This is a genomic window from Aeromonas sp. A35_P (assembly GCF_002259925.1).
Lineage (GTDB): Bacteria > Pseudomonadota > Gammaproteobacteria > Enterobacterales > Aeromonadaceae > Aeromonas > Aeromonas dhakensis.
On sequence record NZ_NEVB01000229.1, the window covers coordinates 1 to 22,108 of the forward strand.

Consider the following 22,108-nt stretch of genomic DNA (forward strand, 5'->3'; position numbering starts at 1 on the left):
CACTTAGCCCTTAATACTAATAACCCTTGTGGTTTTTTAAAGTCGACAATCATGACCCAGAAAAAACATTCCCCCAGTTCAACCCGCTGGTTAAAAGAGCATTTTGACGATCAATACGTCAAGAAAGCCCAGAAGTTGGGGCTGCGTTCCCGTGCCGTGTTCAAGATCGACGAGATCCAGGGCAAGGACAAACTGCTCAAGCCCGGCATGACGGTGGTGGACCTGGGGGCGGCCCCCGGTGGATGGTCCCAGTTTGCCATCGATCAGGTCGGTGACAAGGGCCGGGTGATCGCCTGCGACATTCTGCCGATGGATTCCATCGCCGGTGTCGATTTCCTGCAGGGGGACTTTCGGGAGGAAACTGTACTGGGAGCCCTGCTTGAGCGGGTTGGCCCGGACAAGGTTGACGTTGTCATGTCCGACATGGCACCCAATATGAGCGGTACCCAGCAGGTGGATCAGGCCCGTTCCATGTATCTGGTCGAACTGGCGCTGGACATGTGCAATCAGGTCCTGCGTTCCAACGGCAGTTTCGTGGTCAAGGTATTCCAGGGAGAGGGGTTTGACATCTATCTCAATGAAATCCGTAAGCTTTTCTCTGCTGTCAAGATTCGTAAACCAGACTCGTCTCGTGCCCGTTCACGAGAAGTCTACATTGTGGCTACCGGTTTTAAACTGTAGTACCCTAACCTTCATCGTTAACTGTCAGTCTGCGAGGTTACTGATTTGAGTGACATGGCGAAAAACCTAATCCTGTGGCTGGTCATCGCCGTCGTGTTGATGTCGGTGTTCAATAGCTTCAGCCCCAGCGATACCACCAGTCGCCAGCTGGACTATTCCAGCTTCGTTAAAGAAGTGACCCAAGAGCAGATCCGTGAAGTACGGATGGATGGCAAGGTCATTAATGGCGTCAAGCGCACCGGTGAACGCTTCACCACCATCATCCCGGCGCCGGATCCCCAGCTGCTCAACGACATGCTCAATCACAATGTCAAAGTGATGGGCGAGAAGCCGGAAGAGCCGTCTCTGATCACCTCCATCTTTATCTCCTGGTTCCCGATGCTGTTGCTGATCGGTGTCTGGGTCTTCTTCATGCGTCAGATGCAGGGCGGCGGTGGCAAAGGTGCCATGTCGTTTGGCAAGAGCAAGGCTCGCCTGATGAGTGAAGATCAGATCAAGACCACTTTCGCCGACGTAGCCGGTTGCGATGAGGCCAAGGAAGAGGTCAAGGAGCTGGTCGACTATCTGCGCGACCCGAGCAAATTCCAGAAACTGGGCGGCAAGATCCCGACCGGCGTATTGCTGGTAGGTCCTCCCGGTACCGGTAAGACCCTGCTGGCCAAGGCCATTGCGGGTGAGGCCAAGGTGCCTTTCTTCACCATTTCGGGTTCCGATTTCGTCGAGATGTTCGTGGGTGTGGGTGCCTCCCGGGTACGCGACATGTTCGAGCAGGCCAAGAAATCCTCCCCCTGCATCATCTTCATCGATGAGATTGACGCCGTCGGTCGCCAGCGTGGCGCCGGTCTGGGCGGTGGCCACGATGAACGCGAGCAGACTTTGAACCAGATGCTGGTCGAGATGGATGGCTTTGAGGGCAATGAAGGCATCATCGTCATCGCCGCTACCAACCGTCCTGACGTACTGGATCCTGCCTTGCTGCGTCCGGGCCGTTTTGACCGTCAGGTCGTGGTCGGTCTGCCGGATGTGCGTGGCCGCGAGCAGATCCTCAAGGTGCATATGCGCAAGGTGCCGCTGGCGGATGACGTCAACCCGGCGCTGATTGCCCGCGGTACTCCTGGTTTCTCCGGTGCCGATCTGGCCAACCTGGTCAACGAAGCCGCTCTGTTCTCCGCGCGCGAAAGCCGCCGCGTGGTGTCCATGGCAGAGTTCGAGAAGGCGAAGGACAAGATCATGATGGGCGCAGAACGTCGCTCCATGGTGATGAAAGAGTCCGAGAAGGAGATGACGGCTTATCATGAAGCGGGTCACGCCATCATTGGTCGCGTGGTACCGGATCATGACCCTGTCTACAAGGTCTCCATCATTCCGCGCGGCCGTGCGCTGGGTGTGACCATGTACCTGCCGGAGCAGGATCGCTGGAGCCACTCCAAGCAGCATCTGGAGTCCATGATCTCCAGCCTGTACGGTGGCCGTCTGGCGGAAGAGCTGATCTACGGTGCCGAGAAGGTATCGACCGGTGCATCCAACGACATCGAGCGTGCCACCGACATCGCCCGCAAGATGGTGACCCAGTGGGGCATGTCCGAGCGTCTCGGTCCCATGCTCTATGCGGAAGAAGATGGTGAGGTGTTCCTCGGTCGCAGCATGGCCAAGGCCAAGCACATGTCCGATGACACTGCCCGCATTATCGATGCCGAGGTCAAGCAGGTGATCGACCGCAACTACGACCGTGCCAAGCAGATCCTGCTGGACAACATGGACGTGCTGCACAGCATGAAAGATGCGCTCATGAAGTACGAAACCATCGATGCCAAGCAGATCGATGATCTGATGGCTCGTCGCGAAGTGCGTGCTCCCAGCAACTGGCATGACGAGCACGGCGATACCCCGCAGGGTGGTGCTACTGTGGCACCCGAGCCCAAGCCGACCGTGACCGAGGCGGAACAGGTTGCCGATGTCGATATCGACAAGGCCAATGACCTGCCTGCCAAATAAATCGTGATGATACAAACCCCGGGCTGGCCCCGGGGTTTTTCTTTATATCAACGGAAATAACGATGCAGCTAACCAGCAAGGGGCTCAGCCTCTCCCTCGAACGTCCCCACGTCATGGGGATCCTCAACGTGACGCCGGACTCCTTCTCCGACGGTGGTCATTTCAATCAGCTGGAGCGGGCGATGACCCATGCGCGCCAGATGGTGGCGGAGGGGGCAACCCTCATCGACATCGGTGGCGAGTCGACCCGTCCCGGCGCGCCCGACGTGAGCGAGCAGGAGGAGCTGGACAGGGTCCTTCCCGTGGTGGAGCGCATGGTGGCCGAGCTCGACGTGATGATCTCCCTCGACACATCCAAGGCGGCGGTCATGCGGGAGGGCTGCGCGGCGGGGGCCCATCTTATCAACGACGTACGAGCCCTGCTCGAACCTGGTGCACTGGCTGCGGCTGCCGCTGCCGACGTCCCCGTGTGTCTGATGCACATGCAGGGGCAACCGAGAACCATGCAGGCCGAGCCCCATTACGACGATCTGTTGGGGGAGGTGAGAGCCTTTTTTGACGAGCGGATCGCCGCCTGCTTGACGGCCGGCATCGCTCGTGAACAGCTGCTGCTGGACCCTGGCTACGGTTTTGGCAAGACCCTTGCGCACAACTATCAGCTGCTGGCACAGCAGGAGTCATTGCTCGATTACCAGCTTCCGCTCTTGGTCGGGATGTCGCGAAAGTCTATGATAGGCAACCTGCTCGGTCGCCCTGTTGATGAACGGCTGGCCGGCAGCCTGGCCTGTGCCCTTGTCGGGATGCAGCGTGGTGCCCGGATCATCCGGGTGCACGATGTGCGAGCGACCATGGATGCTCTGCGCACCGGCTGGATGGTCATGACGGGACAAGATTTCATATCCAAATAAAAAAGAGAACAAACAATGGCAAGAAAGTATTTTGGCACCGATGGTGTACGCGGCAAGGTGGGTGAATACCCGATCACTCCGGATTTCGTGATGAAACTGGGCTGGGCTGCGGGCAAGGTGCTCTCCAAGAAGGGTACCCGCAAGGTGCTGATCGGCAAGGATACCCGCATCTCCGGCTACATGCTGGAGTCGGCGCTGGAAGCGGGTCTTTCCGCCGCCGGTCTCAAGGCCATTCTGATGGGCCCCATGCCCACCCCGGCCGTTGCCTACCTGACCCGCACCTTCCGTGCCGAAGCAGGCATTGTCATCAGTGCTTCCCATAACCCCTATTACGACAACGGCATCAAATTTTTCTCCGCCGATGGCACCAAGCTGCCTGACGAGGTCGAGCTGGCCATCGAAGCCGAGCTGGATCACGAACTGAAGTGCGTGGAGTCTGCGGAGCTTGGCAAGGCGCTGCGCATCGACGATGCCGCCGGTCGTTACATCGAATTCTGCAAAAGCACCTTCCCCTCCAACCTGAGTCTGGAAGGGCTGAAGATGGTGGTGGATTGCGGCCATGGTGCCACCTATCACATCGCGCCTTCCGTTTTCCGCGAGCTGGGGGCCGAGGTGATCGCCATCGGCTGCAGCCCGGATGGTCTCAACATCAATGACGGTGTCGGCTCGACCGCCCCGGAGGCACTGGCCGCCAAGGTGCTGGAGTGCAAGGCTGATCTCGGCGTTGCCTTCGACGGCGATGGCGATCGCCTGGTGATGGTGGATCACACCGGCTATATCATCGACGGGGACGAGATCCTCTACATCATCGCCCGGGATGCCCTGCGCAATGGCCGCCTCAAGGGCGGTGTGGTCGGCACCCTGATGGCCAACATGGGCCTGGAGCTGGCGCTGCAGACCCTGGGCATCCCGTTCGCCCGCGCCAAGGTCGGTGACCGCTACGTGCTGGAGATGATGAACGAGAAGGGGTGGCGCATCGGTGGCGAGAACTCCGGTCACATCATCTGCCTGGATCAGACCACTACGGGGGATGGCATCGTCGCCGCCCTGCAGGTGCTGACCGCCATCTGCACCGCCGAGATGCCGCTGGCCAAGCTGCGCTCCGGCATGAACAAGTTCCCGCAGGTGCTGGTCAACGTGCGCTTTGCCGAAGGCAAGGATCCGCTGGCGGCCGATGCCGTACAGCAGGAGGTCGCCAAGGTGGAACAGGAGCTGGCCGGTCGTGGTCGCGTGCTGCTGCGCAAGTCCGGCACCGAACCCCTGATCCGCGTCATGGTGGAGGGGGAGCACGAGCAACAGGTGCGCGATATGGCACAACGCATTGCACAACAGGTTGAATCGGCGTTTTAATGAACAAGTGGGGCGGTTTTTTAGCCGCCCTGGTTGTATCTTGTTCAAACGATTCAAAAATTTGAAAATAGCGCTTGTCAGCTGACAATCCTCTGGATATTATCAGCCCCGCTTTCGCAAGGGAGTTGCCGATGGGACATCGCAAGCCGTTTGTAGCAGCCAATTGGAAGTTACACGGTAGTAGGTCGCAGTTAGAGCAGTTTGCCGGTCAATGCCTGAAAGGTGTTGATGAACAGGTAGACGTGGTCTTGTGTCCATCCCATGTGCATCTCGACTTCACGGCCGCCCTGCTCGGTGAGCAGAGTGTGATGAAGTTGGGGGCTCAGAATGTGAGCCAGCACAGACAAGGCGCTTACACGGGGGAAGTCTTGTGTCAGATGCTGGTCGAGGCAGGGTGTCGATACGTATTGGTAGGGCACTCCGAGCGCAGGCGTCTCTTTGGTGAGACCAGTTTTATCGTCGCAGAGAAGTTTGCGGCAGCCAGGTCTGCAGGACTTGTTCCAATCCTCTGTTTGGGCGAGTCGGGTGCGGCAAGGCAGGCAAGAAGAACCTTCGAGGTGATTGCCGAAGAACTGGATATCGTCATAGAGAAAAATGGCGCGATGGCTTTCGATAATGCTATCATCGCCTACGAGCCGATTTGGGCTGTAGGTACAGGTAAATGCGCCACACCCGAGCAGGCACAAGAGGTTCATTCCTTTATACGTGGTCGCTTGGCGGAGGATACTCCGGTCATAGGTGAGAAAGTCAGAATCATCTATGGTGGGAGCGTGACACCGGCCAATGCGAGAGAGTTGTTTGCCCAGCCCGACGTTGACGGCGGCCTGATTGGTGGAGCAAGTCTCGATGACCAGACGTTTTTGGGAATTGTTGAAGCGGCAAAGGGTGCAAGTTAAATGTACGAGATTCTTTTGGTCGTTTATCTGCTGGTATCACTGGCTCTGATTGGTCTGGTGATGATTCAGCAAGGTAAAGGGGCTGACATGGGCGCCTCCTTCGGCGCAGGGGCATCGAATACCGTATTCGGCTCCGGTGGTTCAGGCAGTTTCCTGACCCGCACAACAGCGATTTTGGCTACTCTCTTCTTCTTGATTAGCCTGGTGCTTGGCTCTATGTCCAGCAACAAGGTCAAACAGGGTAGTGAATGGGAAAATCTGCAACAGACCCAACAGGTTGAGCAGAGCAAAGCGCCAGTAAAGAAAGACACTGACGTTCCCGAGTAAGAGTTTTGCCGTGGTGGTGGAATTGGTAGACACGCTATCTTGAGGGGGTAGTGCTCTAGGGTGTGCGGGTTCGAGTCCCGCCCACGGCACCAATTAAGCAGTAAGCCTGGGTGACCAGGTGTGTTATAGCCAGTCAGTCTTGTGTGACGAGAGTGAAGTGGCTATAATCTCGCACGATTTCGGACGCGGGGTGGAGCAGCATGGTAGCTCGTCGGGCTCATAACCCGAAGGTCGTCGGTTCAAATCCGGCCCCCGCAACCAAATTTCACGCATTTCCTACGCTCAGGAAGGCGGTCGCTGCGAGGCGACAATCAGGGTAAAGCGCCAAGCCCCGATTTGACATCGGGGCTTTTTGTTATGTGCAATTTACTCTGAATCTATTTCTATCTGGGCTTTATGCCCTTTTTTTGTTTTTCGGAGGGTGACTTTGGCTACGTTGGAACAACGTTTGACCGATCTGCTCGAGGCTCCTGTCGTTGCCTTGGGTTTTGAACTGTGGGGTATCGAGTTTATCCGTGCGGGTAAACACTCCACCTTGCGCGTCTACATCGACGGCGAGCATGGCGTGAGCGTCGAGAACTGTGCAGAAGTCAGCCATCAGGTTGGCGCCATCATGGACGTCGAGGATCCCATCACCGAGGAGTATTACCTCGAGGTGTCATCCCCGGGTCTGGATCGCCCCCTGTTCAAGGTTGCCCAGTTCGAAAAATACGTTGGCCAAGAGGCGGCGGTTTCGCTTCGGATGGCAACAAACAACCGCCGCAAGTTCAAAGGCGTAATCAAAGCCGTGCAGGGCGACATGATCACTCTGACGGTAGATGGTAAGGACGAAGTGTTGGCTTTCACCAATATCCAAAAAGCGAACATAGTGCCGAACTTTGGTTAACGAGGCTATCGGATATGAATAAAGAGATTTTGCTGGTCGTTGACGCAGTGTCCAACGAGAAGGCGGTTCCCCGCGAGAAGATTTTCCAGGCTCTGGAAACCGCACTGGCGACGGCGACCAAGAAAAAATATGAAGGCGAGATCGAGGTTCGGGTAGAGATCGATCGCAAGACCGGCGACTACGACACCTATCGCCGCTGGGTCGTCATCGCGGATCAGGCCGCCATGGAGAACCCCTACGCCGAGATCACCCTGGAAGCGGCGCAGATCGAGCAGCCGGACATCCAGATCGGTGAATATGTAGAAGATCAGATCGACTCCGTCACCTTCGACCGCATCACCACCCAGACCGCCAAGCAGGTCATCGTGCAGAAAGTGCGCGAAGCCGAGCGTTCACAAGTCGTTGACCAGTTCAAGGACAAAGAAGGCACCATCATCAGTGGCGTGGTCAAGAAGAGCAACCGCGACAACGTGATCCTGGATCTGGGCAGCAACGCCGAGGCCGTGATCTTCCGCGACGACATGTTGCCGCGCGAGACTTTCCGTCCGGGCGACCGCATCCGCGGCCTGCTCTACGCAGTACGTCCGGAAGCCCGTGGTTCCCAGCTGTTCGTCAGCCGCTCCAGCCCGGACTTCCTGAAAGAGCTGTTCCGCATCGAAGTGCCGGAAATCGGCGAAGAGATGATCGAAATCATGGGCGCGGCCCGTGATCCGGGTTCCCGCGCCAAGATCGCGGTGAAGACCAACGATCGCCGCATCGACCCGATCGGTGCCTGTATCGGCATGCGCGGTGCCCGCGTTCAGGCGGTCTCCGCCGAGTTGAGCGGCGAGCGCGCCGACATCGTGCTGTACGATGACAACCCGGCCCAGTACGTGATCAACGCCATGGCGCCGGCTGATGTGGCCTCCATCATCGTCGATGAAGACAACCACACCATGGACATCGCCGTGGAAGCCGCCAACCTGGCTCAGGCCATCGGCCGCAACGGTCAGAACGTGCGTCTGGCCTCCCAGCTGACCGGTTGGGAACTGAACGTGATGACCGTTGAGGACATGCGTGCCAAGCACCAGGCCGAAAACGACCGCATCATGAACCTGTTCACCAGCACTCTCGACATCGATGACGATTTCGCCGGCCTGCTGATGGAAGAGGGCTTCTCCACCCTGGAAGAGATCGCCTTCGTACCGGTCAACGAGCTGCTGGCCATCGACGGTCTGGATGAAGACATGGTCGAAGAGCTGCGCAAGCGTGCCAAAGACGCCCTGACCACCAAGGCGCTGGCCAAAGAAGAATCCTTTGAAGGTGTTGAACCTTCCGAAGAACTGCTCAATCTGAACGGCCTCGGTCGTGAAATGGCGTACGCCCTGGCCGCTCGCGGCATCGGTACCCTGGAAGATTTGGCAGAGCAAGGCATCGATGACCTTGCTGATATCGAAGGGCTGACCGCCGAGAAGGCCGGTGAGCTGATTATGGCTGCTCGCAATATCTGTTGGTTCGGAGAAGAGCAGTCTAGTTAAGATCAAACGGAGGAAAATGAATGGCAGAAGTATCAGTCAAACAACTTGCCACTGACATCGACACACCGGTTGATCGTCTTCTCCAGCAGTTTGTCGATGCCGGTATCAGCAAGAGCAAGGCCGACGACATGGTCAGCGAGTCTGAGAAACAGACTCTGCTGACTCACCTGAAGAAACAGCATGGAGGTGACGAGGTCGCCGCACCTGCCCGCATGACCTTGCAACGCAAGACCAAGAGCACCATCAGTGTTCAGGGGACTGGCGGCAAGAACAAGGAAGTGCAGGTGGAAGTGCGCAAGTCTCGCACCTATGTAAGACGCTCGGCGCTGGAAGATGAACAGCGTCAGGCGGAAGCCGAGGAAAAAGCGCGTTTGGAAGCAGAAGAAACAGCACGTCGCGAAGCCGAAGAGAAGGCTCGTCTCGATGCTGAAGAGAAGGCTCGCCGTGAGGCTGAGCAGGCTCGTCGTGAAGCTGAGGAAAAGGCGCGAATCGAGGCACAACAAAAGGCTCGACAGGCTCAACAGCCCGCCAAAGCAGCCAGTAGCACAGCTCAGCAAGAGGCAGAAAAGATGGCCAAGCGCGAAGCAGAAGAACTGAAGCGCCAACAGGAACAAACAGCTTTGCAAAAGGCTGAAGAACTCGCCGCCAAGAAAGCCGAAGAGGCTCGCGTCATGGCGGAACAGAACGCAGCCCGCTGGGCTGAAGAAGAAGCCGCTCGCGCCAAAGAGAGCAGCGATTACCATGTGACCACCTCCAAGCACGCCCAAGCTGCTGAAGATGAGCTGGATCGCAAGGAAGAGACCAGCCGCCGCACCGCTGCGGCTGCCAAGGGGCCGAAGAAGGCCGGTCGCCGCGACGACGATCGCAACGACCGCAACTCCCGTGACCCGCGCGCCCGTAAAGGCAAGCGTGGCAAGGTGGCTACCCCGAACGCCATGAAGCACGGCTTCAACAAGCCGGCTGCCGCCGTCAACCGTGACGTCATCATCGGCGAGACCATCACTGTGGCGGAGCTCGCCAACAAGATGGCCGTCAAGGGTGTTGAAGTCATCAAGGTGATGATGAAGATGGGTGCCATGGCCACCATCAACCAGGTGATCGACCAGGAGACCGCTCAGCTGGTCGCCGAGGAGATGGGTCACAAGGTGGTGCTGCGTCGTGAGAACGAGCTGGAAGAGGCGGTGCTGTCCGATCGTGACGAAACCTCCGAAGCCAAGCCGCGCGCGCCGGTCGTGACCATCATGGGTCACGTTGACCACGGCAAGACCTCGCTGCTGGACTACATCCGTAAAGCCAAGGTGGCTGCCGGTGAAGCAGGTGGTATTACCCAGCACATCGGTGCGTACCACGTACAGACCGACAGCGGCATGATCACCTTCCTGGATACCCCGGGTCACGCGGCGTTTACCTCCATGCGTGCTCGTGGTGCCAAGGCAACCGACATCGTGGTGCTGGTCGTTGCAGCGGACGACGGCGTGATGCCGCAGACCATCGAAGCCATCCAGCACGCCAAGGCTGCCGGTGTGCCGCTGGTTGTTGCGGTCAACAAGATCGACAAGCCGGAAGCGGATCCGGATCGCGTCAAGACCGAGCTGGCCCGCTACAACGTCATGTCCGAAGACTGGGGTGGTGACTGCCAGTTCGTGCACGTCTCCGCCAAGTCTGGCGAAGGCATCGACGACCTGCTGGAAGCCATTCTGATCCAGGCCGAAGTACTGGAGCTGAAAGCCGTGGTTGACGGCATGGCCAACGGCGTCGTGATCGAGTCCTTCCTCGACAAGGGCCGTGGTCCGGTTGCCACCGTGCTGGTACAGGAAGGTACCCTGCGTCAGGGCGACATCGTGCTGTGCGGTCTCGAATACGGCCGTGTACGTGCCATGCGTGACGAATTGGGTCGCGAGATCAAGGAAGCGGGCCCGTCCCTGCCGGTGGAAATCCTCGGCCTGTCCGGCGTTCCCTCTGCCGGTGACGAAGCCACCGTCGTGCGTGACGAGAAGAAAGCCCGTGAAGTGGCGCTCTATCGTCAGGGCAAGTTCCGCGAAGTCAAGCTGGCGCGCCAGCAGAAGGCCAAGTTGGAGAACATGTTCGCCAACATGACCGAAGGCGAAGTGTCCGAAGTGAACGTGGTGATCAAGGCCGACGTACAGGGTTCCGTGGAAGCGATCTGCGATGCGCTGGTCAAGCTCTCCACCGACGAAGTGAAGGTGAAGATCGTCGGTTCCGGCGTGGGTGGTATCACCGAGACCGACGCCACTCTGGCGGCCGCGTCCAGCGCCATCCTGGTGGGCTTCAACGTCCGTGCCGATGCCTCTGCTCGCAAGGTCATCGATGCCGAGAGCCTGGATCTGCGTTACTACTCCGTCATCTATGACCTGATCGACGAAGTGAAGCAGGCCATGAGCGGCATGCTGGCCCCCGAGTACCGTCAGGAAATCATCGGTCTGGCCGAAGTGCGCAGCGTCTTCAAGTCACCGAAGTTCGGCGCCGTTGCCGGCTGTATGGTTACCGAAGGTGTGGTCAAGCGTTCCAACCGCATTCGCGTTCTGCGCGACAACGTGGTTATCTATGAAGGCGAGCTGGAATCCCTGCGTCGCTTCAAGGATGACGTCAACGAAGTCAAGAACGGCTACGAGTGTGGTATTGCGGTCAAGAACTACAACGACGTGCGCGAAGGCGACCAGATCGAAGTTTACGAGACCGTTGAAATCCAACGGACTCTGTAAGCCAAGAGTCAGATTAAATAGGGGGCCGCGGCCCCCTTTTATCGCAGGATAGAATATGGCCAGAGAATTTAGCCGGACCCGTCGGGTCGGACAGCAGATCCAGCGCGAAATCGCGCTCATTCTGCAGCGCGAGGTAAAAGACCCGCGCATCGGCATGGTGACCGTTTCCGATGTGGAAGTGTCCCGTGACCTCAATTACGCCAAGGTGTATGTCACCTTCTTGCAGCTGGAAAATGATGCCGAGCGCATCAAGGAAGGGCTCAAGGCGCTGACCGAAGCCGCCGGCTACATCCGCAGCCTGCTGGGCAGTGCCATGCGCCTGCGCGTGGTGCCCGAGTTGCGCTTCTTCTATGATCAGACCCTGGTTGAGGGGATGCGCCTCTCCAACCTGGTGACCAACACCATCCGCGAAGACAAGCGTCGCATGGCCGAATCCGGTCGTGAAGAAGACGAAGCCGCGCCGGATGGCACTACTGAGGATAAAGCCTGAGATGTCTCGTAGACGTCGTTTCAAGGGCCGTGACGTACACGGTATCCTGCTGCTGGACAAGCCGACCGGCCTGACCTCCAACGATGTGTTGCAGAAGGTCAAACGGATTTACAACGCTGCCAAGGCCGGTCACACCGGCGCCCTGGATCCGCTGGCAACCGGCATGCTGCCGATCTGCCTCGGCGAAGCCACCAAGTTCTCCCAGTATCTGCTGGAGGCGGACAAGCGCTATGAGGTGACCGCCAAGCTGGGCGAGCGCACCAACACCAGCGACTCCGATGGCGAGGTGGTCTCCACCCGCCCGGTGAACGTGGCCGTGGGTACCCTGATCGAGGCGCTGGACCAGTTCCGTGGCCCCATCATGCAGGTGCCGTCCATGTATTCGGCCCTCAAGCACAACGGTCGCCCGCTCTACGAATATGCCCGCGAAGGCATCGAGATCGAGCGGGAAGCCCGTCCCATCACCGTCTTCGAGCTCAAACTGCTGAGCTTTGAAGGGGATGAGGTGCGACTTGAGGTGCACTGCAGCAAGGGTACCTACATTCGCTCCCTGGTGGACGATCTGGGGGAAGTGCTGGGTTGTGGCGCCCACGTCACCCAGCTGCGTCGCACCCAGGTGGCCAGCTACCCCTATGAGCGGATGCTGACCCTGGAGCAGCTCGAGTGCATCTTCGAGCAGGCCAAGGCCGAGAGTATTCCGCCGCGCGAGCAGCTGGATCCCCTGCTGCTGCCGATGGATACCGCGGTGGCCTCCCTGCCCGAGGTGAACATGCTGGCTGCCGTGGCCGCCTATGTGAACCAGGGCCAGGCCGTGCAGGTGGCAGGCAGTCCGCAGAGCGGCCAGGTCCGTATGACGGTCGGCCCGGAGCGCGAATTCATCGGGGTTGGCGAGATCGACGACGAGGGGCGCGTCGCGCCCAAGCGTCTGGTGCGCTACCACGACGAGGAGTGATCCTCCGGCGGTATCAGGTTACTCGCCCGTTGCGCGTCTTTATCGTTGCGAAAAGGGGCGGGGACGATTATGATACCGCCCTCATTTCACGGCTGAATTAGAGATTGGCTGTGAACCTTTAAACACTCTACTGGAGTATTACCATGTCTCTAAATGCTGAGATCAAAGCTCAAATCGTTGCTGACAACGCTCGTTGCGCCAACGACACTGGCTCCCCCGAAGTGCAAGTTGCCCTGCTGACTGCCCAGATCAACCATCTGCAAGGTCACTTCAAGGAGCACTCCAAGGATCACCACGGTCGTCGCGGTCTGCTGCGCATGGTTTCCCAGCGTCGTAAGCTGCTGGACTACCTGAAGCGTAAAGACGTTCAGCGTTACGCTGCTCTGATCGCCAAGCTGGGTCTGCGTCGTTAATCGACCATCAGATTTCGCGAAAAAGGGGAACCTCCGGGTTCCCCTTTTTTATTGCGCGTCAGGCTGTTGCCGCCCTCACAGAATTTGTGTCACTGCTTACCTTTTGCATCGAATCAAGTATACTTGCACGCGAATTTAAAGCGCCAAATTGTAAAAAGGAAATTCACGTGAATCCTATTGTAAAGTCATTCCAGTACGGTCAACACACCGTCACTCTGGAAACCGGTGTGATGGCCCGTCAAGCCACTGCGGCCGTCATGGTCAGCATGGACGATACCTGCGTATTTGTGACCGTTGTTGGCAAGAAAGAGGCCGATCACGGCCGTGATTTCTTCCCGCTGACCGTCAACTACCAGGAGCGTACCTATGCTGCTGGTCGTATCCCGGGTGGTTTCTTCCGTCGTGAAGGTCGCCCGAGCGAAGGCGAGACCCTGATCTCCCGTCTGATCGACCGTCCTATTCGTCCGCTGTTCCCGGAAGGCTTCCTCAATGAGGTTCAGGTGGTTGCCACCGTCATGTCCGTGAACCCGGCCGTCTCTCCCGACATCGTTGCCATGATCGGTGCCTCCGCGGCGCTGGCCATTTCCGGCATCCCGTTCGGCGGCCCGATCGGTGCAGCCCGCGTGGGTTACATGAACGGTCAGTACGTGCTGAACCCGACCACTACCGAACTGCCCCAGAGCGATCTGGATCTGGTGGTTGCCGGTACCGCCAACGCCGTGCTGATGGTTGAATCCGAAGCGGCCATCCTCTCCGAAGAGGTGATGCTGGGCGCCGTGGTATTCGGTCACGAGCAGATGCAGGCCGTTATCAATGCCATCAACGAATTCGCTGCCGACGTCGGCACCAAGCCGTGGAACTGGACTGCGCCTGCCGTCAACGAAGCGCTGAAAGCCAAGGTTGCCGAGCTGGCGACAGCTGAGCTGGGTGAAGCCTACCGCATCACCGAGAAGGCCGTGCGTTACGAGACCATCGGCGCCATCAAGGCTCGCGTGGTTGAGCAGGTGATCGCTTCCGGCGTGGAAGAAGATGCCAAGAAGATCGGTGAAGAGTTCCACAGCCTGGAAAGCCGCATCGTCCGTGGTCGCGTTGTTCGTGGCGAGCCGCGTATCGATGGTCGCGATCCGGAAATGATCCGCGCCCTGTCCGTCGCCACCGGCGTACTGCCGCGTGCCCACGGCTCCGCCCTGTTCACCCGCGGTGAAACCCAGGCCATGGTCGTTGCGACCCTGGGTACCGAGCGTGACGCCCAGAACATCGACGAGCTGACCGGCAACCGCGCCGATCGCTTCATGCTGCACTACAACTTCCCGCCATACTGCGTCGGTGAGACCGGCATGATGGGTAGCCCGAAGCGCCGCGAAATCGGTCACGGCCGTCTGGCCAAGCGTGGCGTTGCCGCCGTGATGCCGAGCGCCGACGAGTTCCCGTACGTGGTGCGCGTGGTCTCTGAAATCACCGAATCCAACGGCTCCTCCTCCATGGCCTCCGTCTGTGGTTCCTCCCTGGCGCTGATGGACGCCGGTGTGCCGATCAAGGCCTCCGTTGCCGGTATCGCCATGGGTCTGGTGAAGGAAGAAGAAGGTTTCGTCGTGCTGTCCGACATCCTGGGTGACGAAGATCACCTGGGCGACATGGACTTCAAGGTTGCCGGTACCAACGAAGGTGTGACCGCCCTGCAGATGGACATCAAGATCGAAGGCATCACCAAAGAGATCATGGAGATTGCCCTGAAGCAAGCTCGTGGTGCTCGCCTGCACATCCTGAAAGTGATGGACGAAGCCATCCAGGCGCCGCGTGCCGAGATCTCCGATTTCGCCCCGCGCATCCACACCATCAAGATCAACCCGGAGAAGATCAAGGACGTCATCGGCAAGGGTGGTTCCGTGATCCGCGCCCTGACCGAAGAGACCGGCACCAACATCGAGCTGGATGATGACGGTACCGTCCGCATCGCCGCCGTTGACGGTGACGCCGCCAAGGAAGCGATCCGCCGCATCGAGGCCATCACCGCCGAGATCGAAGTGAACCGCATCTACGAAGGCAAGGTTGTCCGTCTGGCCGATTTCGGCGCATTCGTCAACATCCTGCCGGGCAAAGACGGTCTGGTACACATCTCCCAGATCACCGATGCACGCGTGCAGAACGTGGCCGACTACCTGAAGATCGGTGACGTGGTGAAGGTTAAGGTACTGGAAGTGGACCGTCAGGGCCGTGTACGTCTCTCCATCAAGGAAGCGAACGCCCCGACCGAAGCTGCCGCCGCTCCGGCTGCCGTTGCCGTTGAAGAGCCGGCTGCCGAATAAGTCGCCGAGCCGTGAAAAAGCCGACCTCAGGGTCGGCTTTTTTTATATTTGTGGCCTGATGTTGTCTCTCTTGAGGCCCCTTGTTATAACGAAAGGCTTCTCGCGCGACGGGCAACAAGGAGCAGTGTGATGTCGTGGGCCCTCCTCAGGCAGTTTCCTCCCCTGGTCTGGACCGTGATCCTGGGCACCTTCATGGTGCGCACCAGCTATTACATGGTCTGGCCGTTTCTCTCCATCTTGCTCTATCGGGAGTATGGCCTCTCGGCGACCGCCATCGGCGCCATGCTGGGGGCGACCGCAGCCATCTCCACTCTGGTCAGCTTCTATGGTGGCTGGCTCTCCGACAAGCTGGGGCGGCGCAACATCCTGCTGGCGGGCTGCCTGGTCTCGGTACTCTGCTACGGCCTGCTCGGCTTTTCCCACTCTGTGTTCTGGCTCGGGCTCGGGGTGCTTGGCAGCGGTCTCTCCTCCGGTCTCATCGATGCGCCCGGCAAGGCGTTGATGGCCGACAGCCTGGCCTCGGCCAAGGCCCGCGAGCTGGCGCTGCACCTGCGTTACTTTCTGCTCAACCTGGGGGCGGCCCTCGGCCCCTTGCTGGGGGTGACCCTGGGCATCAATGCCCAGCAGCAGACCTTCCTGCTGCTCAGCGGCAGCTATCTGCTGCTGGGGGCAGCCTTCCTCTGGGGATTTGCGCAAAGCAGGGTTGCGGTGACCCGTGGCAACGAGCTGGGCTTGCGGGTGGCCATCAAGGTGCTGTGGCGGGATCGGGGCTTCTTGCTGCTGGTGCTGGCCAACCTGCTGATGAACCTGGTCTATTCCCAGTTCCACTCACCGCTTGTGCAGTACCTGACCCGGGCCGGGACCCCGGAGGTGGCGAGCCTCATCGCCATCCTGGTGGCCACCAATGCCCTGACCGTGGTGCTGTTGCAGTTTCCCCTGCTGCATCTGCTGGCCCGCTGGCCGGGCAAGGTGCGCCTGCAGGTCGGCATCACCCTGTTTCTGGGGGCTCAGGTGCTGTTTGCGCTGGGGGATCCGCAGCAGTGGTCGCACTGGATCGGCGCCGTGCTGATGCTGAGCGTGGGGGAGACCATACTGTTCCCGCTGCTCAACGTGCTGATCGACCAGATGTCGCCCCCACATCTGAAGGGGAGCTACTTCGGGGCCGGCGCGCTGGCCGGGCTGGGTGGCGCCATAGGCGCCCTGCTGGGAGGCTGGATCCTTGCCCAGTGGAACGGGCAGCTGCTGTATGCATTGATGGCGTTGCTCTGTCTGCTGACCTTCCTGCTCTATGAGTGGGGCGCCCGCATGCCGCGCCCCGAGCTGGCCCGGGCCAACCCGGGTCAGTGAGTACCCTTCTGGGCGACCTGTTTCATCGCCTTCTTGGCGGCATACATGCGCTCGTCCGCCAGCCGGATCAGGCTGTTGCCCTCGTCGAACTGCACCGGCCCGGTCTGCACCAGCCCTATGCTGAGGGTCACGTCACCGGTCCGTTCGGCCAGTGTCTTGTTGAGACGGGGCAGGAAGACGTCCCTGGCCTGATCCTCGTTGCAGTTGGGCAGGATCAGGCAGAATTCGTCCCCACCGTAGCGGAAGCAGCAATCTTCCACCCGTGACACCTGGCGAATGCAGTCGCCGACGATGCGCAGGATCTCGTCCCCCCGTTGATGGCCCTGGTTGTCGTTGATCTGCTTGAAGTCATTGATGTCGAGGTAGGCAATGACCACAGGCTCGGAGCGACGCTGGCAGGTGCGCAGGGTGCGGGTGAGGTTCTCCTGCAGGTGGCGCACGCTGAGCAGGCCGGTGAGGGCATCGGTCCGGCTCATCTCCTCCAGCTGTTGGGTGCGTTCGCGTACCTTCTCCTCCAGCGCCTTGGCGTAAAGCTCGGATTTCTCCTTGGAGGACTCGATCTCCGACACCAGGCTGCGGATATAGGTCTCAAACACCAGAGTGATGTCGAACAGGAACAGCTTGTCGAGGGCGGTGAGCATGGTAACCCGCTCCTGCTCGCTGGGGATCTGGGTGAAGATATCCTCGATGAGCAGCCCTTTCAGGGTATTGATGGCGGCCAAGTAGAGCTTGGGTTCCACCCCGATCCGCTTGTGCACCAACCCGATGCGCAGCCGGTTGTTGACGTACTCCAGGTCATACAGGCCGCTGAACAGGTCGAGAATGTAGCGGCGCTGGGCCGCCCGCAGCCGGGTCAGGGTGTCGGCGTCGCCGATCAGCAGGGCAATCTCGGTGATCCCGGTCTGCAGGGTGTAGAACTTGTCGACCAGGGCGTCGATGTGGGGCTCGATCTTGGGACGATAGCTGGCGAGCAGGAGGAAATCCTGCTCGTCCAGCAGCAGTAGCTCCTTGCGATGGGCGATTTCGAACTCTGTGATCCGCATCTGCTCCAGCAGCGTCTGTTCGGTTGGGTTCATGACAGTTTCCCGAGCAAAAATGAAGGCGCACGCATTGTTATGTAATTGATAGTGTAGACAGTAACAGTCTTGAGCAGGTTTTCAAATGGCGCAGGGTTGTGACAGATCAACTCTGCGCCCATTTTTGCCTTGTGCTAGAAGGTGAGCACCTTGTGGGCGGCCAGGGTCCACTGGGCCAGCAGCGGCAGGGTGCCGATCTCGATCCCCTCGATGAGCGGCAGTGCCGTGATGCCGCGAGCATCGGTACAGGTCTTGCAAAGGCGGATGGTGACACCCTGGGCCAGCAGGATCTCCAGCATCTGGCGCAGGTTGTAGCCCTCGGCCGGGGCCTGGCCCGTCAGGGCGGCGCTGACCGCATCGGACATCAGAAACAGTTTCAGACTGGTACCGCCCTGTTCGCCCAGGGCGATGGCCAGGCGCAGGGCATTGAACAGGGATTCGCTGCCATAGGGGGCGCCGTTGGCGATGATGACAATCTCTTGATTCATAACGGACTCCTTGATGAAAGTCGCCATTGTAGACCCAGCAGCCCACCATTGGCGTGACGTCGCACAAACTCTGTCGTAGCGGTTTGCCCGCGCCTTGACCCGGCCGGCTGAGTACGGTCTGATAGGCGGCCATCAAACATGACAGGGGAACGAGGTCGTTATGTGGAAGGTTATCGGAATGAGCATGTTGCTGTTGGCCGGTCAGGCCTACGGCAGTGAGGCTGTAGGTTGCAAGGCGCGCCAGCAGGCCGTCAAGGAGCAGCTGGCCATTGCCAAGGCGCACGACAATGGGGACCAGGTGGCCGGGCTGGAGCGGGCCTTGCGCAATATCGAGACCCACTGCACCGATGCGGGCCTGTTCAAGGAGCAGCAGCAGCGGGTGGCCGAGCTCAGGGAGCAGGTCAACGAGCGGTTAGTCGAGCTGCAGAACGCCCGGGTGACGGGCAAGCCCGACAAGATCGCCAAGAAGCAGGCCAAGCTGGAAGAGGCCCAGACCAAATTGCTGGCCGCCCAGCGCGAGCTGGACGCACTCAGCAAGCTGATCAAATCCTGATTTGTCGATAAAAAGAAGCCGGCGCAGCCCGGCTTCTTTTTTATCTCGTCTCTTCCGCCAGGGTGCTTCAGCTGCCGCGCCGGCCCACCATGTCGGCCGGTACCACCCAGGCATCGAACTGCTGCGCCGTGAGGTGACCGGAGGCGATGGCCGCCTCCCGCAGGCTGAGCCCCTCATGGTGGGCCCGTTTGGCGATCTCTGCCGCCTTGTCATAGCCGATATGAGGGTTGAGCGCCGTCACCAGCATCAGGGAGCGGGCCAGCAGCTCGTCGATGCGGGGCTGGTTCGGGCTGATGCCGACCGCGCAGTGATCGTGGAAGCTCTGCATGCCGTCCGCCAGCAGTCGCACGCTCTGCAGGAAGTTGTGGGCGATCATCGGCCTGAACACGTTAAGCTCGAAGTTGCCGCTGGCGCCGCCGATGTTGATGGCGACGTCGTTGCCCATCACCTGGGCGCACAGCATGGTGAGGGCCTCGCACTGGGTCGGGTTGACCTTGCCGGGCATGATGGAGGAGCCGGGCTCGTTCTCCGGGATGAGCAGCTCCCCCAGCCCGCTGCGGGGGCCGCTCGCCAGCCAGCGCACGTCGTTGGCGATCTTCATGAGGGAGGCGGCCAGCGTCTTGAGGGCGCCGTGGCCATGCACCAGGGCGTCGCTGGCGGCCAGCGCCTCGAACTTGTTGGGGGCGCTTACCAGCGGCAGGCCGGTCTGCTCGGCCAGGGTGGCGGCCACCGCCTCGGCGAAGCCGGGCGGGGTGTTGAGGCCGGTGCCGACGGCGGTGCCCCCCAGCGCCAGCTCGCACAAATGGGGCAGGGCGGCCCGGATATGGCGCTCCCCCTGCTCGAGCTGGGCCACCCAGCCGGAGAACTCCTGCCCCAGGGTGAGCGGGGTGGCATCCTGCAGATGGGTGCGGCCTATCTTGACGATGTCGTCGAAGGCAGCCGCCTTGCCGGCCAGGGTAGCGCTCAGGGTGGCCAGGGCGGGCAGCAGTTGCCGGGTGAGGGTGGTGACGGCGGCCAGGTTCATGGCGCTCGGGAAGACGTCGTTGCTGGACTGGCTCTTGTTCACCTCGTCGTTGGGGTGCACCAGCCGCCCCTCGCCGCGGGGGCCGCCGAGCAGCTCGCTGGCCCGGTTGGCCAGCACCTCGTTGAGGTTCATGTTGGTCTGGGTGCCGGAGCCGGTCTGCCATACCCGCAGCGGGAACTCCTCATCATGCTGGCCGCACAGGATCTCGTCGGCGGCGCTCATGATGGCCTGCGCCGTGCGGGCGGGCAGCAGCCCCTTGGCGTGATTGACCCGGGCACAGGCCGACTTGATGCGGGCCAGCGCGTGGATCAGCGCCATCGGCTGGCGCTCGCCGGAGATATCGAAGTGCTGCAGGGAGCGCTGGGTCTGGGCTCCCCACAGCCGATCGGCCGGTACGGCTATCTCGCCGAAGCTGTCGTGTTCACTCCTGCTCTTCATCTCATTCTCCCTTCATTGCGAAAAAGGGGCGACATCCTGCGCCCCTGTCGAATTATCCGCCGGTCAGTGCCAATCAGCCGCGGGGGCGAAACGGCGTCAGCTCGGCCAGCGGCGCGGCCGTGCTGAACTCCTGGGTGGTCTCGGCGTGTTTGAAGATCTTGAAGCCTTCGCCGCGGGCGCTCCAGTATTCGATCTGCTCGCCACTTATCTGGAGCAGGCTTGCCTCGCGCAGAGCCACCACGTGTTCGCTCGGGTTGATGGCACAGAACTCGGCCAGGCGCTCGTCGCGGGTCTCCCCCATGTGGCCGCTGATGCTGGCGTCCAGGTAGTGGGGGTTGATCTGCAGCGGGAACAGCCCCAGCGCCGGCAGCACGGCGGCGCTGCAGACCGGCATGTCGTTGGTGGTGCGGATGCTCGGGGTCGCCACGTTGCAACCGGCGCTCCAGCCCACATAGGGCACGCCCCGCTCGCGCACGGCGCGCTGGATGGGCACCACCAGGCCGTTTTCGTGCAGCAGCTGGTTGAGGCGCCAGGTGTTGCCGCCGCTGATGAAGATGGCCTCCGCCTGCTGGATGGCGTCCACCGGATCGTCGAACTGATGGATGCTGATGGCCTCCACCCCTAGGCTCTCGCTGAGCTCCAGGGCACGGGCATCCCAGTCGCTGCGGATCACCGCGTAGGGGATGAGCAGGATGCGCTTGACCTGTTTGCGGGCGAGCAGGGTCTGCACCCGATCCCGGGCCCAGCCGAGCAGACCCGGGCATTCGGTGGCTTTGCCGTTGCTGAGAAGAAGCAGTTCCATGAAGCGTGTCCTCGATAAGTGAAAGCGCGAAGAGGTCACCGGCCCCGGCCGGCTGACGGAAGCCCCCATTCTAGCCCGATCCGGCGCCGGGTTCTGTGATCGACTCGCCATGTACCCTGATGAGACCGTTTTTTGACCAAAGAGAGGCCCGGCACTGGTGGGCCTGCGGCAGACGCCATGGTGCCGAGCGGGTGGCATATGGGCGCGATGAGGCTGTAGAGCAGAGGATATCCGGGGTCAGTGGCCTCTTTGAATTTCGTCGGCGGCCACAAAAGCACAAGGGGACCCGCAGGCCCCCTTGGTCAGTCTGGCGCGATCAGTCGAGCTTGAAGTCGACCCACACCAGGCGGTGATCCGAGCTGACGCCCTTGGCGATGCCGAGCTTGGCGTCGTACACCAGGTGGTAGCCAGGCTCGAAGCTGGCCGGCCAGAACACGCCGGAGGCGACCGCGTTCAGGTTGGCGGAGGGCAGCACGTGGTCGAGCTGCAGGCCGCTGCTGCTGGTGATGCGCTCCGGGGTGGGGCGGTTGTTGTTGCGCTTGCACTGATCCGGCTGGCTGGCGAGGCACTCGGGGCCGCCCTGGCTGACCGGGATCAGGGCGCCGTTGGTGACGGCCTGATTGACCAGCACATGGTTGTGCAGATCCTGAATGGCGGTGAGATCCCCATCGCCAATCTGGGGATCGGCGTTGAGATCGCCGGCGATGACGAACTTGGCACCCGCGGGCAGGCCACCGGCTTTGCCGGCGTCATCCACCATGTAGCTGGCGGTCTCCACGTAGTCCTGCCAGAAGGCGACTTCGGCCCGGTTGTGCTTGACGTTGTGGCGCGCCGCGTTGCCGAAGATGGGCGGGGTCGGGTGGGAGATGAGGAAGTGGATCACTTCCTCCTTGTTGCCACGCTTGATGCGCACCGGCACGTCGGCGTGGTTCTTGG

General features: G+C 60.5%; 20 protein-coding genes and 2 tRNA genes. 17 read left to right on the forward strand and 5 right to left on the reverse strand.

The features are described 5' to 3' along the window. Nucleotides 1–51 precede the first annotated feature (51 nt). The 16 genes from rlmE (at nucleotide 52) to CAK78_RS18105 (ending at nucleotide 16,791) form a co-directional block, all read left to right on the forward strand. Nucleotides 52–681, forward strand: coding sequence for a 23S rRNA (uridine(2552)-2'-O)-methyltransferase RlmE (gene rlmE / locus CAK78_RS18030; RefSeq protein ID WP_005298136.1), 630 nt, complete (start codon nucleotides 52–54; stop codon nucleotides 679–681). A gap of 45 nt (nucleotides 682–726) precedes the next feature. Continuing rightward, nucleotides 727–2,676 (forward strand): ATP-dependent zinc metalloprotease FtsH, encoded by a 1,950-nt coding sequence (ftsH, locus tag CAK78_RS18035; protein ID WP_017765155.1) that lies wholly within the window; start codon nucleotides 727–729, stop codon nucleotides 2,674–2,676. 62 nt (nucleotides 2,677–2,738) lie between these two features. After that, entirely contained in the window at nucleotides 2,739–3,584 is an 846-nt protein-coding gene (gene folP, locus CAK78_RS18040) for a dihydropteroate synthase (RefSeq protein ID WP_094698195.1), read from the forward strand. A gap of 15 nt (nucleotides 3,585–3,599) precedes the next feature. After that, the gene (gene glmM / locus CAK78_RS18045) at nucleotides 3,600–4,934 is read left to right on the forward strand and encodes a phosphoglucosamine mutase (RefSeq protein ID WP_094698196.1); all 1,335 of its coding nucleotides are present in this window, start codon (nucleotides 3,600–3,602) and stop codon (nucleotides 4,932–4,934) included. A gap of 131 nt (nucleotides 4,935–5,065) precedes the next feature. Continuing rightward, the gene (tpiA, locus tag CAK78_RS18050) at nucleotides 5,066–5,830 is read left to right on the forward strand and encodes a triose-phosphate isomerase (protein WP_094698197.1); all 765 of its coding nucleotides are present in this window, start codon (nucleotides 5,066–5,068) and stop codon (nucleotides 5,828–5,830) included. Beyond that, nucleotides 5,831–6,157: a preprotein translocase subunit SecG gene (gene secG, locus CAK78_RS18055; protein WP_010633113.1), complete on the forward strand. Its 327-nt coding sequence runs from the start codon at nucleotides 5,831–5,833 to the stop codon at nucleotides 6,155–6,157. A gap of 7 nt (nucleotides 6,158–6,164) precedes the next feature. Continuing rightward, nucleotides 6,165–6,249 (forward strand) — tRNA-Leu (locus CAK78_RS18060). A gap of 92 nt (nucleotides 6,250–6,341) precedes the next feature. Then, nucleotides 6,342–6,418: transfer RNA gene (locus CAK78_RS18065), tRNA-Met, on the forward strand. Nucleotides 6,419–6,584: 166 nt separating this feature from the next. Then, nucleotides 6,585–7,043, forward strand: a complete 459-nt coding sequence (rimP, locus tag CAK78_RS18070; protein WP_005298148.1) for a ribosome maturation factor RimP — start codon at nucleotides 6,585–6,587, stop codon at nucleotides 7,041–7,043. 14 nt (nucleotides 7,044–7,057) lie between these two features. Then, the gene (nusA, locus tag CAK78_RS18075; RefSeq protein ID WP_005298150.1) at nucleotides 7,058–8,560 is read left to right on the forward strand and encodes a transcription termination factor NusA; all 1,503 of its coding nucleotides are present in this window, start codon (nucleotides 7,058–7,060) and stop codon (nucleotides 8,558–8,560) included. Nucleotides 8,561–8,580: 20 nt separating this feature from the next. Continuing rightward, on the forward strand, nucleotides 8,581–11,283 hold the full coding sequence (gene infB / locus CAK78_RS18080) for a translation initiation factor IF-2 (RefSeq protein ID WP_017783728.1): 2,703 nt from the start codon (nucleotides 8,581–8,583) through the stop codon (nucleotides 11,281–11,283). 55 nt (nucleotides 11,284–11,338) lie between these two features. Next, complete coding sequence (rbfA, locus tag CAK78_RS18085) at nucleotides 11,339–11,773, forward strand: 30S ribosome-binding factor RbfA (protein WP_094698198.1); 435 nt, start codon at nucleotides 11,339–11,341, stop codon at nucleotides 11,771–11,773. Nucleotide 11,774: 1 nt separating this feature from the next. After that, nucleotides 11,775–12,725 carry a tRNA pseudouridine(55) synthase TruB gene (truB, locus tag CAK78_RS18090; RefSeq protein ID WP_019839525.1) on the forward strand — a complete coding sequence of 317 codons (951 nt, stop codon included), beginning with the start codon at nucleotides 11,775–11,777 and terminating at the stop codon, nucleotides 12,723–12,725. Nucleotides 12,726–12,868: 143 nt separating this feature from the next. Continuing rightward, the gene (gene rpsO, locus CAK78_RS18095) at nucleotides 12,869–13,138 is read left to right on the forward strand and encodes a 30S ribosomal protein S15 (protein ID WP_005298162.1); all 270 of its coding nucleotides are present in this window, start codon (nucleotides 12,869–12,871) and stop codon (nucleotides 13,136–13,138) included. Nucleotides 13,139–13,305: 167 nt separating this feature from the next. Then, nucleotides 13,306–15,444: a polyribonucleotide nucleotidyltransferase gene (gene pnp / locus CAK78_RS18100; RefSeq protein WP_094698199.1), complete on the forward strand. Its 2,139-nt coding sequence runs from the start codon at nucleotides 13,306–13,308 to the stop codon at nucleotides 15,442–15,444. Between the two features lie 129 nt (nucleotides 15,445–15,573). After that, nucleotides 15,574–16,791: an MFS transporter gene (locus CAK78_RS18105; RefSeq protein ID WP_094698200.1), complete on the forward strand. Its 1,218-nt coding sequence runs from the start codon at nucleotides 15,574–15,576 to the stop codon at nucleotides 16,789–16,791. Here CAK78_RS18105 and CAK78_RS18110 read toward each other — a convergent pair. Then, nucleotides 16,785–17,867 (reverse strand): protoglobin domain-containing protein, encoded by a 1,083-nt coding sequence (locus CAK78_RS18110; protein WP_094698201.1) that lies wholly within the window; start codon nucleotides 17,865–17,867, stop codon nucleotides 16,785–16,787. The two genes, CAK78_RS18105 and CAK78_RS18110, sit on opposite strands and share 7 nt — an antisense overlap. Before the next feature lie 134 nt (nucleotides 17,868–18,001). Beyond that, the gene (locus CAK78_RS18115; protein ID WP_094698202.1) at nucleotides 18,002–18,355 is read right to left on the reverse strand and encodes a DsrE/DsrF/TusD sulfur relay family protein; all 354 of its coding nucleotides are present in this window, start codon (nucleotides 18,353–18,355) and stop codon (nucleotides 18,002–18,004) included. Nucleotides 18,356–18,533: 178 nt separating this feature from the next. Here CAK78_RS18115 and CAK78_RS18120 point away from each other — a divergent pair, with 178 nt between their 5' ends. After that, nucleotides 18,534–18,908 carry a DUF1090 domain-containing protein gene (locus CAK78_RS18120; RefSeq protein WP_017783724.1) on the forward strand — a complete coding sequence of 125 codons (375 nt, stop codon included), beginning with the start codon at nucleotides 18,534–18,536 and terminating at the stop codon, nucleotides 18,906–18,908. Between the two features lie 67 nt (nucleotides 18,909–18,975). On the opposite strand, the gene fumC is transcribed toward CAK78_RS18120, so the two are convergent. The 3 genes from fumC to CAK78_RS18135 form a co-directional block, all read right to left on the reverse strand. Next, complete coding sequence (gene fumC / locus CAK78_RS18125; RefSeq protein WP_005298174.1) at nucleotides 18,976–20,370, reverse strand: class II fumarate hydratase; 1,395 nt, start codon at nucleotides 20,368–20,370, stop codon at nucleotides 18,976–18,978. Between the two features lie 73 nt (nucleotides 20,371–20,443). After that, the gene (gene pepE / locus CAK78_RS18130; protein ID WP_094698203.1) at nucleotides 20,444–21,172 is read right to left on the reverse strand and encodes a dipeptidase PepE; all 729 of its coding nucleotides are present in this window, start codon (nucleotides 21,170–21,172) and stop codon (nucleotides 20,444–20,446) included. Between the two features lie 316 nt (nucleotides 21,173–21,488). Beyond that, a partial coding sequence (locus CAK78_RS18135) for an endonuclease/exonuclease/phosphatase family protein (RefSeq protein WP_141214208.1) occupies nucleotides 21,489–22,108 on the reverse strand: 620 nt, incomplete at its 5' end.